Annotated in this window: 16 protein-coding genes, 1 tRNA gene, 1 other RNA gene and 1 other annotated feature; of the genes, 15 read left to right on the forward strand and 3 right to left on the reverse strand. The window is 37.3% G+C overall.

What is annotated here, in order from left to right:
• Positions 1-434: 434 nt before the first annotated feature.
• The 3 genes from FS486_RS19695 (at position 435) to FS486_RS19705 (ending at position 3,959) form a co-directional block, all read left to right on the forward strand.
• Positions 435-911 carry a glutathione peroxidase gene (locus FS486_RS19695; protein WP_144514005.1) on the forward strand — a complete coding sequence of 159 codons (477 nt, stop codon included), beginning with the start codon at positions 435-437 and terminating at the stop codon, positions 909-911.
• Between the two features lie 103 nt (positions 912-1,014).
• Positions 1,015-2,481 (forward strand): IMP dehydrogenase, encoded by a 1,467-nt coding sequence (gene guaB / locus FS486_RS19700; protein ID WP_144514006.1) that lies wholly within the window; start codon positions 1,015-1,017, stop codon positions 2,479-2,481.
• A gap of 158 nt (positions 2,482-2,639) precedes the next feature.
• The gene (locus tag FS486_RS19705; protein ID WP_186321535.1) at positions 2,640-3,959 is read left to right on the forward strand and encodes a serine hydrolase; all 1,320 of its coding nucleotides are present in this window, start codon (positions 2,640-2,642) and stop codon (positions 3,957-3,959) included.
• A 34-nt stretch (positions 3,960-3,993) separates the two neighbouring features.
• Here the strand turns inward: FS486_RS19705 and pdxR are convergent, their stop codons facing one another.
• Positions 3,994-5,406, reverse strand: coding sequence for a MocR-like pyridoxine biosynthesis transcription factor PdxR (gene pdxR, locus FS486_RS19710; RefSeq protein WP_144514008.1), 1,413 nt, complete (start codon positions 5,404-5,406; stop codon positions 3,994-3,996).
• A gap of 104 nt (positions 5,407-5,510) precedes the next feature.
• Between pdxR and pdxS the strand changes: the two genes are divergently transcribed.
• From pdxS to serS, 3 genes are all read left to right on the forward strand, one after another.
• Positions 5,511-6,401: a pyridoxal 5'-phosphate synthase lyase subunit PdxS gene (pdxS, locus tag FS486_RS19715; RefSeq protein ID WP_144514009.1), complete on the forward strand. Its 891-nt coding sequence runs from the start codon at positions 5,511-5,513 to the stop codon at positions 6,399-6,401.
• Between the two features lie 7 nt (positions 6,402-6,408).
• Positions 6,409-7,002, forward strand: a complete 594-nt coding sequence (gene pdxT / locus FS486_RS19720; protein WP_144514010.1) for a pyridoxal 5'-phosphate synthase glutaminase subunit PdxT — start codon at positions 6,409-6,411, stop codon at positions 7,000-7,002.
• Between the two features lie 23 nt (positions 7,003-7,025).
• Positions 7,026-7,241: a binding site (T-box leader), on the forward strand.
• Positions 7,242-7,298: 57 nt separating this feature from the next.
• Entirely contained in the window at positions 7,299-8,573 is a 1,275-nt protein-coding gene (serS, locus tag FS486_RS19725; protein WP_144514011.1) for a serine--tRNA ligase, read from the forward strand.
• A 25-nt stretch (positions 8,574-8,598) separates the two neighbouring features.
• Here the strand turns inward: serS and tadA are convergent, their stop codons facing one another.
• The gene (gene tadA, locus FS486_RS19730; RefSeq protein WP_144514020.1) at positions 8,599-9,054 is read right to left on the reverse strand and encodes a tRNA adenosine(34) deaminase TadA; all 456 of its coding nucleotides are present in this window, start codon (positions 9,052-9,054) and stop codon (positions 8,599-8,601) included.
• Positions 9,055-9,145: 91 nt separating this feature from the next.
• Here tadA and FS486_RS19735 point away from each other — a divergent pair, with 91 nt between their 5' ends.
• The 3 genes from FS486_RS19735 (at position 9,146) to FS486_RS19745 (ending at position 11,694) form a co-directional block, all read left to right on the forward strand.
• Positions 9,146-10,282 (forward strand): glycosyl hydrolase family 18 protein, encoded by a 1,137-nt coding sequence (locus tag FS486_RS19735; protein ID WP_144514012.1) that lies wholly within the window; start codon positions 9,146-9,148, stop codon positions 10,280-10,282.
• Between the two features lie 107 nt (positions 10,283-10,389).
• Positions 10,390-11,022 (forward strand): deoxynucleoside kinase, encoded by a 633-nt coding sequence (locus tag FS486_RS19740; protein WP_144514013.1) that lies wholly within the window; start codon positions 10,390-10,392, stop codon positions 11,020-11,022.
• 3 nt (positions 11,023-11,025) lie between these two features.
• Complete coding sequence (locus tag FS486_RS19745; RefSeq protein ID WP_144514014.1) at positions 11,026-11,694, forward strand: deoxynucleoside kinase; 669 nt, start codon at positions 11,026-11,028, stop codon at positions 11,692-11,694.
• A gap of 165 nt (positions 11,695-11,859) precedes the next feature.
• Here the strand turns inward: FS486_RS19745 and FS486_RS19750 are convergent.
• Positions 11,860-11,952: transfer RNA gene (locus FS486_RS19750), tRNA-Ser, on the reverse strand.
• Between the two features lie 160 nt (positions 11,953-12,112).
• On the opposite strand from FS486_RS19750, the gene ffs reads away from it, so the two are divergent.
• From ffs to FS486_RS19780, 6 genes are all read left to right on the forward strand, one after another.
• An RNA gene (gene ffs / locus FS486_RS19755) (signal recognition particle sRNA large type) lies at positions 12,113-12,380 on the forward strand.
• A 145-nt stretch (positions 12,381-12,525) separates the two neighbouring features.
• Positions 12,526-14,274 carry a DNA polymerase III subunit gamma/tau gene (gene dnaX, locus FS486_RS19760; protein WP_144514015.1) on the forward strand — a complete coding sequence of 583 codons (1,749 nt, stop codon included), beginning with the start codon at positions 12,526-12,528 and terminating at the stop codon, positions 14,272-14,274.
• 14 nt (positions 14,275-14,288) lie between these two features.
• Positions 14,289-14,609, forward strand: coding sequence for a YbaB/EbfC family nucleoid-associated protein (locus tag FS486_RS19765; protein ID WP_144514016.1), 321 nt, complete (start codon positions 14,289-14,291; stop codon positions 14,607-14,609).
• A gap of 11 nt (positions 14,610-14,620) precedes the next feature.
• A complete protein-coding gene (gene recR / locus FS486_RS19770; protein ID WP_144514017.1) occupies positions 14,621-15,217 on the forward strand; it encodes a recombination mediator RecR in 597 nt (198 codons plus the stop codon).
• 18 nt (positions 15,218-15,235) lie between these two features.
• Positions 15,236-15,448 (forward strand): YaaL family protein, encoded by a 213-nt coding sequence (locus FS486_RS19775; protein WP_144514018.1) that lies wholly within the window; start codon positions 15,236-15,238, stop codon positions 15,446-15,448.
• Between the two features lie 62 nt (positions 15,449-15,510).
• Positions 15,511-15,768 (forward strand): pro-sigmaK processing inhibitor BofA family protein, encoded by a 258-nt coding sequence (locus tag FS486_RS19780; protein WP_186321534.1) that lies wholly within the window; start codon positions 15,511-15,513, stop codon positions 15,766-15,768.
• Positions 15,769-15,910: the final 142 nt, after the last annotated feature.

Consider the following 15,910-nt stretch of genomic DNA (forward strand, 5'->3'; position numbering starts at 1 on the left):
CGCAGACCAACCTCATTTGGTTGCTTTCGGAGGGGAATTGGTTGTTCTCGTGATCAAACTGGTCGCTGTGAGGTCTCAGTTGGTTGCTCTCCCGGCACAATTGGTTGTGTTAAGGAATTTATTTCCAAATAGTCTCTTCTTTTATTAGATAATTTTTATACTGGTAGGTAACCTAAGCTTAGTTAGTTGCTCTTGACGAGAAACAGGTTGCGTTAAGCCTTATAATCCCCAACTCATTATTGCTTTTACTAGAATCTCCCTCTCAAATAATCAATATAGTTTTCAAACACTATTTTCCTCTTTATTAAAGTACCTATAATAGTAGCTATCTATGCTTTAACTATCTAAAAAGTATACATCTCTCAATCAAATAGCTTGTGAGTATACTCAAAAAGAAATATTGTAAAGATAACACAAATAAAGGAGCTTAAAAAATGACCTCAGTTTATGAATTTATGGCTAAAAATACAAAAGGTGAAAATGTATCATTAGACAAATTTAAGGGGAAACCAATGATTATTGTAAATACAGCAAGTCATTGTGGGTTTACTCCTCAGTTTACTGAACTTCAAAAACTATATGAACTTTATCAAGACAACGAGCTAGTAATATTAGGATTCCCTTGTAGTCAATTTAATGACCAAGAATTTGAGGACATAGAAAGCACAATGGAACATTGCCAACTCAATTATGGTGTTACGTTTCCTATGTTTGCAAAAGTGGATGTGAAAGGAAAGGATGCACATCCCTTGTTTCAGTATTTAACAACAGAGAAAAAAGGATTTTTATCGAGTGGTATAAAATGGAACTTTACAAAATTTCTTATTGATAAAGAAGGAAATGTTGTAAATAGATATGCACCACAAACATCTCCATTGAAAATGGAAGCGGATATTCAAAAGCTTCTTTAATAGAAAAATCGGAATTAATATATTATTTTTGGATTCTTGACACTAGACGTACACGCTGATAACCTTGTAATAATATTCAGTTATAGAAGGAGGAAATTAAGAAATGTGGGAGACTAAATTTCAAAAAGAAGGTTTAACGTTTGACGATGTTTTGCTAGTTCCAGCTCAATCAGAGGTGTTACCAAAAGATATTAATCTATCCGTTCAATTGACGCAGAAAGTTAAGTTAAATATTCCGGTAATTAGTGCTGGCATGGATACAGTGACAGAAGCAAAAATGGCAATTGCTATGGCGCGACAAGGTGGACTAGGGGTTATCCATAAAAATATGAGCATTGAAGAACAGGCCGAACAAGTGGAAACAGTTAAACGTTCTGAAAATGGTGTTATCACGGATCCTTTCTTCTTAACACCTAGTCATCAAGTTTATGATGCAGAACATTTAATGGGGAAATATCGTATTTCTGGTGTACCTATTGTAAATAACGAGGAAGATTTGACACTAGTTGGTATTATCACGAACCGTGATTTACGCTTTATTCAAGACTATTCTTTAACAATTGATGAAGTAATGACAAAAGAACAGCTAGTAACTGCACCGGTAGGTACTACGCTAGAAGATGCAGAAAAGATTTTACAACAATACAAAATCGAAAAGCTGCCAATTGTCGATGAAAATGGAATGTTAAAAGGATTAATCACTATTAAAGATATTGAGAAAGTAATTGAGTTTCCAAATGCAGCAAAAGATCATCTTGGACGTCTTCTTGTAGGGGCAGCTGTTGGGGTTACACAAGATACAATGGTCCGTGTAGAAAAACTTGTACAAGCGCAAGTAGACATCATTGTTATTGATACTGCGCATGGGCATTCTCAAGGAGTTCTCGACACTGTAAGAAAGATTCGTGAGGCTTATCCAGAGTTAGATATTATTGCTGGAAACGTTGCAACTGGGGAAGGTACACGCGCATTGTTTGAAGCTGGTGCCGATGTTGTGAAAGTAGGTATAGGACCAGGTTCTATTTGTACAACCCGTGTCGTAGCTGGAGTTGGTGTACCTCAAATTACAGCTGTTTATGACTGTGCAACGGAAGCACGTAAGGCTGGTAAAACGATTATTGCTGATGGAGGTATTAAATACTCTGGAGATATCGTTAAAGCTCTTGCGGCAGGTGGACACGTAGTTATGCTAGGTAGTTTGCTTGCAGGAACAACGGAAAGTCCAGGGGAAACAGAAATCTTCCAAGGACGACGTTTTAAAGTATATCGTGGCATGGGTTCAATTGCATCTATGGAAAAAGGTTCGAAAGACCGTTATTTCCAAGAAGAAGCGAAAAAATTAGTTCCAGAAGGTATTGAAGGGCGTCTTCCATACAAAGGACCTCTTTCGGATACCATTCACCAACTACTAGGTGGAGTACGCGCAGGTATGGGTTACTGTGGAACTGGAAATTTACAAGACTTACGCGAAAATGCACAATTCATTCGCATGACTGGTGCAGGGCTCCGTGAAAGTCACCCGCATGACGTTCAAATTACAAAAGAAGCTCCAAACTATTCTATTTCTTAAGCTTTATGTATATTTAGAAACTTTTGCACTCATTCGGCGTCTTAATCTAGGCCGAATGGGTGCTTTTTTAATTACTTAAGCGCTTTATGGGATAAAGTATGATAAAATGAGCAATGATAAAAACTAATAGTGGAGGTACAGTAGTGAAGAAAGTTTGGATGACATCAATGATTAAGTGGCTAGTACTTCCGATGTTTCTTGTTTCAGTTGTATGTGGAATACCGACTGCTACAAAAGCAGAGGAGAGTTTAAATTTAAATGTCGATGCTGCAATTTTAATCGACGCTGAATCAGGTAAAATCTTGTACGAAAAAAATGCAGATGCACCTTTAGGTATTGCAAGTATGACGAAGATGATGACGGAGTACTTACTATTTGAAGCAATTGATTCAGGAAAAATTACATGGGATCAACAATACAAGGTAACAGATTATACTTATAAAATTTCTCAAAATCGCAGTTTAAGTAATGTTCCACTTCGAGCAGATGGAACTTACTCAATTCGAGAGCTATATGAAGCAATGGCAATATATTCGGCTAATGCTGCAACAATTGCTATTGCCGAAACAATTGCTGGTACGGAAGAAAACTTTGTAAAACTAATGAACGAAAAAGCTCAAAAAATGGGCTTAGAAGGCTATAAATTTGTTAATTCTACCGGTTTAAATAATGCAGACTTACAAGGTATGCATCCCTCTAATACGGGTGCTTCTGATGAAAATATAATGCCAGCAAAATCGGTAGCGACTTTGGCTTATTTATTAATGAAGGATTATCCTGAAGTAATTGAAACAACAAAAATACCTAAAAAAACGTTCCGTGAAGGGACTACCGATGCAATCGAAATGAGTAACTGGAACTGGATGCTTCCAGGGTTAGTTTTTGAATATGAGGGTGTAGACGGTTTAAAAACAGGTACGACTGAATTTGCTGGTCATTCTTTTACAGGAACAGCAACTAGAAATGGTATGCGTGTCATTGCGGTTGTAATGAAAGCTGTAGATGCAAATGGCGTTGGTTCATATAAAGCACGTTTTGATGCGACAAGAGCGTTATTTGACTATGGATTCGGCCAATTTTCAAAAGAAGAAATAGTTCCTGCTGGGTATAAAATTCCTAAACATAAAACATTACCAGTTGAAAAAGGAAAAGAGAAGACAGTTGCAATCGCAGTAAAAGATCCAATTTCAATGGTTATTAAGTCTAGTGAAAAAGAATTGTACAAGCCTGTTTTTACAGCTGAAAAAGATAAATTAGAAGCTGGAGTTAAAAAAGGTGCAGTAGTGGGTAAAATTCATTTGGAAAAAACAGATGGAACAGATTACGGATATATACTAGACAAAGCATCTGAAGTGGATGTTGTCACTACTGATTCTGTAGAGCGTGCTAGCTGGATTAGTTTAATGTTCCAAGGTATCGGAAAATTCTTCGGAAACTTATGGAGTAGTACAACAGACTTTATTGGTGGATTATTTTAATTTAGAAAAGCACTGTAAACTCAGATTCTTGAGCTTACAGTGCTTTTCTTATTTCTAATGTATCTATTAGTTTTTTTATGGCTATTTCAAGATGGTCGACTTTAATACCCCCAAATCCTAATACAATTTTCGGTTGTTTAAACGCATCTAAGTTTCCAGTAACGTATTCTTGTAATCCATATATACGTATCCCCACCTGTTTTGCAAGGTCAATAAGCTCTTTTTCGGTTTTAGATGTCTGAACAGTCAACAGAAGATGCATCCCCGCTTGTTCTCCTGAAATTGTAACAAGTGGATCATACATTGCAATAGTCTTAGTAACTATTTCTAATTTTCGCTTATAAATTTTCCGCATTTTATTGAGATGCTTTGCAAAATAACCTGTTTCCATAAATTTAGCAAGTATTTGCTGATCCATTCGGGGGACGGTAGCAGCATAATATGAATACTTTTGCTTGTATTGAACAATAAGAGACTTTGGTAAAACCGCATATGCAATACGTAGAGAAGGCATTAATGACTTAGAAAAGGTACTTAAATAAATAACTCGCTCATTTTGATCAATTCCTTGTAAAGAAGGGATTGGTTTACCTGTATATCGAAACTCACTATCATAATCATCTTCAATAATATATCGATTATCAGCTTTGTAAGCCCAGGAAAGCAGCTGTGTCCTGCGTGTTGCGGTGAGAACAGCCCCTGATGGGAACTGATGGGATGGCGTTACATACATAACCGTTGCATTCGATTGTTCTAATTGTGAAACACGCACGCCATCCTCATCAACTGAAATGGGTACCGTTTTTTCCCTATCGTCTAAAAGTAAATGATGCGTAAGTGGATAACCTGGATTTTCAATACCATATACAGCCTCACTTCCTAGTAAACGAATTATTAACGGCATTATTTGTTCCGTACCAGATCCAAGGATGATTTGTTCCGGCGTACATTGTACCCCTCTAGATTGATACAAATACGATGAAATCTGTTGTCTTAATGCATAATCTCCTTGAGGATGTCCAAGTAAAAGAAACTCCTTATTTGTTTCGCTAATGATTTCTTTAGAATATTTTCTCCAAATGGGAAAAGGAAAAGAATCGATGTCGATCTTCCCTGGTGAGAAATCGATGGAATAGTTATCTGTTGAACGTTCGTCTTGAACGATAATAGGTGTGCTTTGTTCGATTAACGCTAATTCTGCTAGATTTTGTACAAAAAAACCTTTTCTTGCCTCAGATGATATAAATCCTTCAGAGACTAACTGACTATAGGCAAACTCAATAGTCGTTTGACTGACAGATAAATACTCCGCTAATTTTCTTTTAGAAGGAAGTTTGGCTCCTTCCGCAATTGTTCCATTAATAATTGCTTTTTTTATTTCTGTATAAAGCTGCTCATATAAAGGGGTTAGTGAGTTTGTTTCCAGTTGAAACATAAGAGAATGCATAATTACCACCTATCTGACCACTTTAATTTAGATAGTTCTGATGCTTTTCAAATGGTCATCTTTTATTATACTAAACATTATAACAATTTGGAGGGATAAATAATATGACATTAAATCAGACAGGGACAGATAGAGTGAAACGTGGAATGGCGGAAATGCAAAAAGGTGGCGTTATTATGGACGTTATCAATGCAGAACAAGCGCGTATTGCAGAGGCGGCGGGTGCAGTTGCTGTAATGGCTTTAGAAAGGGTGCCATCTGATATTCGTGCAGCAGGGGGTGTTGCTCGTATGGCGGATCCACGAATTATGGAAGAAGTAATGGGAGCAGTAACTATTCCAGTAATGGCAAAGACCCGTATTGGACACATTACCGAAGCTCGAATATTAGAAGCAATGGGTGTCGATTATATCGATGAGTCAGAAGTTTTAACACCAGCTGATGAAGAGTACCATTTGCGTAAAAGTGATTTTACAGTGCCATTTGTATGTGGATGTAAAGATTTAGGGGAGGCAGCTCGCCGTATTGGGGAAGGTGCCTCTATGCTACGTACTAAAGGAGAGCCTGGAACAGGAAATATCGTAGAAGCAGTACGTCACCTACGTAAAGTGAATGCGCATGTTCGTAAGATTGTTCATATGAACGAGGATGAGCTAATGTCAGAAGCAAAACTTTTAGGTGCACCATATGATATCCTATTGCAAATTAAACATAATGGTAAACTACCAGTTGTAAACTTCGCAGCAGGAGGTGTTGCCACTCCAGCAGATGCAGCACTTATGATGGAACTAGGGGCAGACGGAGTATTTGTTGGATCTGGTATTTTCAAATCAGAAAACCCAGAGAAGTTTGCTCGTGCTATCGTAGAAGCCACTACACATTATCAAGACTATAAATTACTTGTAGAAATTTCAAAAGACTTAGGTATCCCTATGAAGGGAATTGAAATTTCACGATTAGCAGCAGAAGAACGTATGCAGGACAGAGGATGGTAATCCAATAATGGTGAGGATAGGAATTTTAGCATTGCAAGGAGCAGTTACTGAGCATATTCGTTCAATTAAAGCATGTGGGGCAGAAGTAATTTTAGTAAAAAGTGCCGAAGATTTGAATCTAGTGGATGGTCTAATCCTACCTGGGGGAGAAAGTACAGCCATGCGCAAACTAATTGATCACCATAATATGATGGAACCATTGCAACGTTTTGCAGCAAAACAAAAGCCATTGTTTGGTACATGTGCTGGTTTAATCTTACTAGCGAATCATTTAGTTGGATATGACTTTGCACATATTGGTGTATTAAATGCTACAGTGGAGCGTAACTCTTTTGGACGACAAGTAGATAGCTTTGAAACTTCACTTATTGTAAAAGGTATTGCATCGGATTTTCCCGCAGTTTTTATAAGAGCACCTCATATAGTAGAGGTTGGAGAAGACGTAGATGTATTGGCTATACATGAAGATAGAATTGTAATGGCGAGACAAGGACATATACTAGGATGCTCTTTTCATCCAGAATTAACAGAAGATAACCGTATTACTGAATACTTTATATATATGGTAAAGGAATCACTTGCCAAAAAGATAACAGTGTAGTAAAGTATGAGTAATTTCATGATTTAAAAACGATGATAGGAAGTAGTAACAAGCACGTTTTTTTCTAGAGAGTCAGCGGTTGGTGAAAGCTGATAAAGACACTTGTGAATCCGTCCTTTGAGTTGCACGACTGAATTTTAGTAAGTCGAAGCCGGTTGAAAAACCGTTATTTTACAAGTGGATTCGATATTTTATCGAGTCAATCAGGGTGGCAACGCGGGTATGCTCTCGTCCCTTTTTCAGGGGATGAGGGCTTTTTTGTCGTTTTTTTTAATTATTTAAGAGGAGGAATTTAAATGTTAGATGTAAAATTTGTTCGAGATCATTATGAAGAAGTAAAGGCGAAACTTGCTAAACGTGGGGAAGAAATATCAGAATTTGATCAGTTTCAACCATTAGATCAAAAACGTAGAGAATTGATCGCAAAAACAGAAGTGTTAAAGGCAGAAAGAAATGAGTTTTCTCAAAAAATTTCGCAGATGAAGCGCAACAAAGAAAATGCGGATGACCTAATTGCTCGTATGCGTGAAGTAGGCGAGGATATCAAGACATTAGACGATGAATTACGAGATGTGGAAGAGAAGTTTGAACATATGATGATGCGTATTCCTAATATTCCCCACGATAGTGTTCCAATTGGCGATACGGAAGATGATAATGTGGAAATTCGTACATGGGGAGAAGTGCCTTCATTTGATTTCGAAACGAAAGCACATTGGGATATTGCAACAGATTTAAAAATAGTCGATTTTGAACGTGCTGCAAAAGTTACAGGAAGTCGTTTCGCTTTCTATCTTGGTTTAGGGGCAAGACTTGAGCGCGCTTTAATAAACTTCATGATGGACTTACATGCAGAAGAACACGGATACGAGGAAATGTTACCTCCTTATTTAGCAAATAGAACAAGTTTGACTGGTACTGGTCAACTTCCAAAGTTTGAAGAAGATGCTTTTTTAGTAAATGAAGAAGATTACTTTTTAATCCCGACATCAGAGGTTCCGGTAACGAACTTTTATCGTGATGAAATTTTAGATGGTGCAGTATTACCGCAGGCATTTACTGCTTTTAGTGCTTGTTTCCGTTCTGAAGCAGGTTCTGCTGGTCGTGACACGCGTGGTCTAATACGTCAGCATCAATTTAACAAAGTGGAGCTAGTTCGCTTTGTTAAACCAGAGGAATCATATGAGCAGTTGGAACTTTTAACTGGTCATGCGGAAAAAGTATTGCAACTTTTAGGCTTACCATATCGTGTGCTTAGTATGTGTACAGCAGATTTAGGGTTTACTGCAGCAAAAAAATACGACTTAGAAGTTTGGTTACCTAGTTACGGAGAGTATAAAGAAATTTCTTCTTGCAGTAACTTTGAAGATTTCCAAGCTCGTCGTGCAGGAATTCGTTTTAGAAGAGAAACTGGAGCTAAGCCAGAATATGTACACACTTTAAATGGAAGCGGGCTTGCTCTTGGCCGTACAGTCGCCGCTATTTTAGAGAATTATCAACAAGCTGACGGAACAGTTACTGTCCCAGAAGTTTTAGTACCATATATGGGTGGAAAAACAGTTATTAAATAATCAATAAAAGAACCAGAATCGCTAATTAATTGCGTTTCTGGTTCTTTTTTTTCGCCCGAAGTTCTCTGAAAAACTGTGTGAGTAAATCACCACAAGTTTCTGCCATAATACCCTCAGTCACTTCGCATGTATGATTAAATCTGTTGTCATTCAATAAATGATACAAGGAATCCACACAACCCGCTTTGGCATCTTTGGCACCATAGACTACTCTTGGTATACGTGATTGTAAGATAGCTCCTGCACACATGGGACATGGTTCTAGTGTAACGTATATTGTTGTTTCTTCTAACCGCCAGCTGCCTATTTTCGCACATGCTTCTTGGATAGCAAGTAACTCAGCATGCGTTGTTGCATTTTGGGTTGTTTCTCTTAGATTGTATGCTTGTGCAATAACTTCATCTTTGTATACAATAATAGCCCCTATTGGTACTTCACCAATTGCAGCTGCTTTATATGCTTCTTCTATAGCTAAGCTCATGTAATGTTCGTCCAATTTGAATCAGCCCCTCTTGCATAGTGTAGCATGTTTTATTTCCAACGTGCATATTCTATTTTGAAGGAGTGATCGATTGGTTTATATAGTGAAACAAGGAGATAGTTTATATGCCATAGCGAAGCATTTCGGCACGAATGTTGCAACGCTAGCCTCTATAAACGAACTTCCGGATCCTGATGTGTTAGTCGTTGGTCAGGCACTTGTTTTACCGTCCACACCTAGCCCCGATAGACCTATAATTGAGACAAATTTGTATGTGGAGTGGTACACAGAGGTACCGTCAAGTCAGGTAATTAGCCAAGTTGAAAAAAATGCAGACCAACTAACGTATATGATGCCTTTTGCATATGAAGTGAAACGCGATGGCTCTTTAACTCCAATGAACTGGGGAAGTTTATCCGAAGTTGCTAATGCGCATCAGGTAGAAACAGTAATTGTACTCGTGAATATTGAGAATTACGGATTTAGTGATACGTTAGCACATACTATTTTTACAAATGAAGAAGTGAAAAAAAGGTTATTTCAACAAACAGTTGCAGAAGCGGAAAAAAGAGGCACGAAGCATATTCATACCGACTTTGAGTATATCGACAAAGCGGACAGGGAAAATTACGTAACTTTTTTAAAGGAACTGAAAAATTTTGCGAAAGGTTACGTAGTTTCTGCAACGCTAGCCCCAAAAACAAGTGCCGCTCAAAATGGAAAGTGGTATGGAGGTTTCGATTACAAAGGAATAGGAGAAGTAGCAGACTTTGTTGTCATTATGACCTATGAATGGGGATATAGCGGAGGCCCTCCTATGGCAGTATCGCCTATTGGACCAGTTCGAAAAGTGTTAGAGTATGCCGTTACAGAAATAGAACCTAGTAAAATTATGATGGGACAAAATCTATATGGGTATGATTGGACGTTACCGTTTAAACAGGGAAATCCAATTGCTAAAGCATTAAGTCCCCAACAAGCGATTCAATTAGCCAAAAATCGAAATGCCGCTATTGAATATGATAAAATTGCACAAGCACCATATTTCCATTATTGGCTGGATGGGAAAGAACATGAAGTATGGTTTGAAGATGCAAGATCCATTGAGGCAAAGTTTAAGCTTTTAAAAGAATTGAAGTTACTAGGTATAGCCTATTGGCATAGCGGCTTTAACTTCCCGCAAAACTGGTATTTGCTTCAAGAGATGTTCCGGGTAAAGAAAAAATAGAGTATGATTGTCTTTCTTTTGGAAAGACAATTATATTCTATTTTTTTTATTTTCGAGCTATGTTAATATAAAGGGTACGATTTGAAACATTAGAGTGAGGGTAAATTATGACCATTCCATTTATAACGGTAGAGGGTCCAATAGGCGTTGGAAAAACCTCATTAGCGAAAGCAATAGCCGAAACATATCAATTTGAATTGCTAAAAGAGATTGTGGATGAAAATCCTTTTTTAAATAAGTTTTATGATGATATTGCTGAGTGGAGTTTCCAAACGGAAATGTTCTTTCTATGTAACCGGTACAAACAACTAAGCGATATAGAAAAGAAGTATTTATCAAAAAATCTTGCAGTCACAGCAGACTATCATATTTTTAAAAATTTAATATTTGCTAAACGAACATTGACAGCAATAGAGTACGATAAGTACGAAGCTATTTATCAAATTTTAACAAAAGATATGCCGGTTCCTAATATGGTTATTTATTTGGATGCAAGTTTAGATGTCCTTGTTAACCGGATTGATATGCGTGGAAGAGACTTTGAAAAAAAGATCAGTCCAGAGTATTTGGAGCAGCTATCTGCAGATTATCGTATGTTTATCAATAATTTTGAAAAAAAACATCCAGATGTCCCAGTTCTTCGATTCAACGGAGATGAAATAGACTTTGTTCAAAATGGACAAGACTTACAATTAATATTAGAAAAAGTAGATGCGACATTGCATAGAAGGAGTTTATAAGGTATGAATTTAAGAGAAAAATATGGTATTCCTCCTAATGCAGTTATCACGATTGCCGGTACTGTAGGTGTAGGAAAATCTACAATGACAAAAGCACTTGCAGAAGCACTGCATTTTAAAACTTCTTTTGAGAAAGTAGATTCAAATCCTTATTTAGATCGTTTTTATGAAGACTTCTCCAAGTGGAGCTTTCATTTACAAATTTATTTTTTAGCAGAGCGTTTTAAAGAACAAAAAAGAATGTTTGAATATGGCGGAGGGTTTATTCAAGATCGTTCTATTTACGAGGATACCGGTATTTTTGCTCAAATGCATAAAGAAAAGGGAACGATGGATCCAGTAGACCATGAAACATACACAAGCTTATTTGAAGCGATGGTCATGACACCATACTTTCCACACCCTAATTTACTCATCTATTTAGAAGGATCTTTAGATGATATTATTGATCGTATTCATGATAGAGGACGACCAATGGAGCAGCAAACACCTATTTCTTATTGGGAAGAAATGCATGGCCGATATGAAAAATGGATTAATTCTTTTAATGGGTGTCCGGTTCTGCGATTAAACATAAATGATTATGATATAGTACAAAATCCAGATAACGTAGAAATGATTATTGAACGAATTGGACATTTCATAGAGCAAACAGCAGCATTGCGGAAATAACACAAAACCTCCTATTTAAAAGATAGGAGGTTTTATATTTGTGCAAACAAAAAGAAGGTAACCATTATAGTTACCTTCATAATATTCTGAACAAGTTATGCTAAGAAAAATTCGTTACCAATGCAACGAATTCAATCTCTAATTTATGCGTGTGTGTATTTAAAATGGAGGAGGAAGAGGGATTCGAACCCCCGCGCGGTATGACCCGCCTGTCGGTTTTCAAGACCGATCCCTTCAGCCAGACTTGGGTATTCCTCCGAAGTACAAGAATTAATTTATCATGGATGAAATGTAAAGTCAATATATTTTATTTAAAAAATTTTAAGGAAAAATTTCATAAGCTATTTAGTAAATAAAAGTTTATATAACTAGTCGTTTTTATTGATTTTTCTTTCTAAAAAAAGTATACTAGGTAATGCCGTGCTAGGTGGGAAGGTAGCGGTGTCTTGTAACTCGCAATCCGCTCTAGCGAGACTGAACTCCTTCTCTGAGGTTGAATACATGTAGGGTCTGGTATTTGCACGTGATGTTGACGTTTGGGTCCTGCGCAATGGGTGCCCATGAACCATGTCAGGTCCGGAAGGAAGCAGCATTAAGTGGTGCTTTCTCATGTGCCGCGGGGTAGCCTAAGCCGAGTTAACGACAAGGGTGCCGCTTATGTGTTTCAAGCGAAGGAAGGTGCACGGCAATAATATAAAACTATCAACTCATTTGTCTAATAGACGAATGAGTTTTTTGTTTTATCTGATTTTCATAAATAGGCGAAGTCATAGTCGCTTTATGGTATAATAAAAACATTATTTACTTAAAAAGTAGAAGGAGGGGAACTTGTTGTCGTATCAAGCTTTTTACCGTGCTTATCGACCTCAGTCGTTTGCAGAAATGTCTGGTCAGTCACATATTAAGCAAACTCTTCAAAATGCCCTCCTTTACAATAAAACTACACATGCTTATTTATTTTCGGGACCACGAGGAACTGGGAAAACAAGTGCCGCAAAAATTTTCGCCAAAGCTTTAAACTGTGAGAATGGTCCGGCAAAAGAACCGTGTAATACTTGTGAAACATGTAGAAGTATTACGGAAGGCTCTAATACCGACGTGATTGAGTTTGATGCGGCATCCAACTCCCGTGTGGAAGAAATGCGGGAAATTATTGAAAAAGTTCGTTTTGCTCCTTCAAACGCCCGCTATAAAGTGTACATTATTGACGAAGTGCATATGCTTTCAACAAGCGCGTTCAATGCTTTGTTGAAAACATTAGAAGAACCACCTGCACATGCTGTATTTGTTTTAGCAACTACTGAACCACATAAAATCCCTTTGACAATTATCTCAAGATGTCAGCGATTCGATTTTAAGCGAATTACATCTTCTGATATTGTCGCTCGTATGATTGAAGTATTAACAGACGCGAAGATTGAATATGATGAGAATGTATTAAAAGTGATTGCACAAGCCGCAGCAGGTGGAATGCGTGATGCATTAAGCATGCTCGACCAAGTGGTATCCTTTAGCGGAGTGAAAATGACGATAGAGGATGCGTTGCTAGTAACTGGATCCATTGGACAGGATGTCTTCTTTCAACTAGCAGATGCATTGATTGAGAAGGATGTTGCTAGAGCTTTAAGCTGTGTGGAACAATTAGTAGACGATGGTAAAGACCCTGTGCGTTTAACAGAAGATTTTATTACATTTTATCGTGATTTACTTGTCTTACTTGTTGCACCAGAACAAACAGAGTTGTTAGAAATAGCAACAGGAGATTCGATGTTCCGTGATTTAGCTTCCAAGTTTCCAGAGGATACGTTATATAAAAGCATCTCTATATTAACCAACACTCAACAGGAAATGCGGTTTTCTAATCATGCAAAAGTATATTTAGAAACAGCAATCATTCGCTTGGCACAAGTTCCAAGAGAAGAAACGGCTGCCGCGGGGAACAATTCAGAACTTGAAATAAAAGTGAAAACTCTTGAAAGCCAATTGCAACAATTACAGCAGCAAATAAGCCAAGGAATTATACCACAAGCAAGTATGGGCGCTTCAGAGCAACCAAAAAGACAAAGACAAAAGTCTGGCAGTAGCGTGAAAGTATCCAGTGGTCGAATTCAAGAAATATTAAAAACAGCGACAAAGACGGATGTCCAAACGATTAAATCTCAATGGGCCAATATTTTGCAACAGCTTCAGAAATCACACGCTGCATTATTAAATGACGCTGAACCAGTAGCAGCATCTTCTAGTGCATTTGTGTTAAAATTTAAATATGAAATTCATTGCCAAATGGCCATGGAGAATAAAACCTTTTCTACTTCGTTTCCACAGCTAATAGCAAACTTGACTGGTACAATGTACGAAGTTATATACGTACCAGAAGAAAACTGGTTGAAAATCAGAGAGGATTTTATTCGTCAAAATGGTTTAAAACAAGGCGGTGGAGAATCTACAGAGGATTCTGTCTCTCAACCGACAGAGGCAATGGAACTTCTACAAGGTATGGAAGAGATTTCGGAAGATCCATTAATAGTAGAAGCAGAGAGGTTATTTGGAAAAGAATTTGTAGAAGTACATGACGACTAAGGAGGAAATTAATTATGCGTGGAATGGGTAATATGCAAGGTATGATGAAACAAATGCAAAAAATGCAAAAGCAAATGGCGGAGGCACAAGAGGAATTAGGAACTCAACGTTTCGAAGCTGTAGCTGGTGGAGGAATGGTGAAAGTAGTTGTTTCTGGTCATAAAGAAGTACTAGAAGTAGAGTTAGATCCAACTGTTGTAGACCCAGAAGATGTAGAAATGCTGCAAGATTTGATTGTAATTGCAACAAACGAAGCGATGAAAAAAGCAGAAGAAACAGCTAACTCCACGATGGGTCAATTCACGAAAGGATTGAACCTACCTGGCATGTTCTAGGAGGAAATAACATGCATTATCCTGAACCAATATCAAAACTAATAGATAGTTTCATGAAATTGCCAGGAATCGGGCCGAAAACTGCGGCCCGTCTGGCGTTTTTTGTATTAACTATGAAAGAAGACACGGTGTTAGATTTCGCTAAGGCACTAGTAGATGCTAAGCGGAATTTAAGTTATTGTTCGGTCTGTGGACATATTACCGATATTGATCCTTGTCATATCTGTCAGGATAAACAACGCGACCTATCGATGATTTGTGTAGTCCAAGACACAAAAGATGTAGTAGCTATGGAAAAAATGAGAGATTACAATGGTTTGTACCATGTGCTTCATGGAGCTATTTCCCCAATGGATGGCATTGGTCCTGAAGACATAAATGTCCCCTCACTTTTAAAGCGGTTGCAGGATACACAAGTAGAAGAACTTATACTAGCAACTAATCCTACAATAGAAGGAGAAGCAACTGCGATGTATATTTCTCGACTTGTAAAACCTTCTGGTATTAAAACAACAAGAATTGCGCACGGTTTACCTGTAGGTGGAGATCTAGAATATGCAGATGAGGTAACCTTATCAAAAGCATTAGAAGGTCGACGTGAGTTGTAAGGGGGATATAGCTGTAGTATGTTTTTTCAAAAAGGTAAATTAAAAAAAGAATTTGACCAGCAATTTGTTAATCTTATAAAAGAAACAAAAGAAGATTGGCAGCAAGCTCAATTAATAGAAGATTATTTGAATGACTATGATTTAGACGCTGTTGCAAAAAGGAAAACTGCAGAAAGCATTCACTTCTATCTATATAAAGAAGCAAAAATAAGAAATGTAGTTTTAAAATAAGTATAATAGTAGTACTAGCCTCATACATTAATAGATAGTGATTTTATGAGAGGATGGTATTCATGAAGTTAATTATCATTGGTGGTTCGCTAGTATTACTATTACTTCTTATGTTTAGAAAATCCTTTTCGGGAGTAATAGAAGGTCTATCTATCTTTTTATTTCGAATTGGTTTTTCTGTTTTATTATTATTTGGGGTGCATCTACTTTTAGGTTTAGCTGGATATGCAATTCCGATTAATCTGTTCACCGGTACTGTGGTAGCTGTGTTGGGAGTACCGGGAATCGTGTCAGTTGTAGCTATTTCTATATTTATTTAAAAAGTTTATAAAAAGTGTTGACTTATATAATTAAAGAGAGTAATATTGTAGAAGTCGCCAAGAGGTAAACAAAACGGCAGACAACATGAACATTGAAAACTGAACATGCAAAACGTTAAGACATATAGCTAGAATGATTAAC

The organism is Bacillus sp. FJAT-22090 (assembly GCF_007676755.1).
In the GTDB taxonomy this organism is placed as follows: Bacteria; Bacillota; Bacilli; order Bacillales_A; family Planococcaceae; genus Psychrobacillus.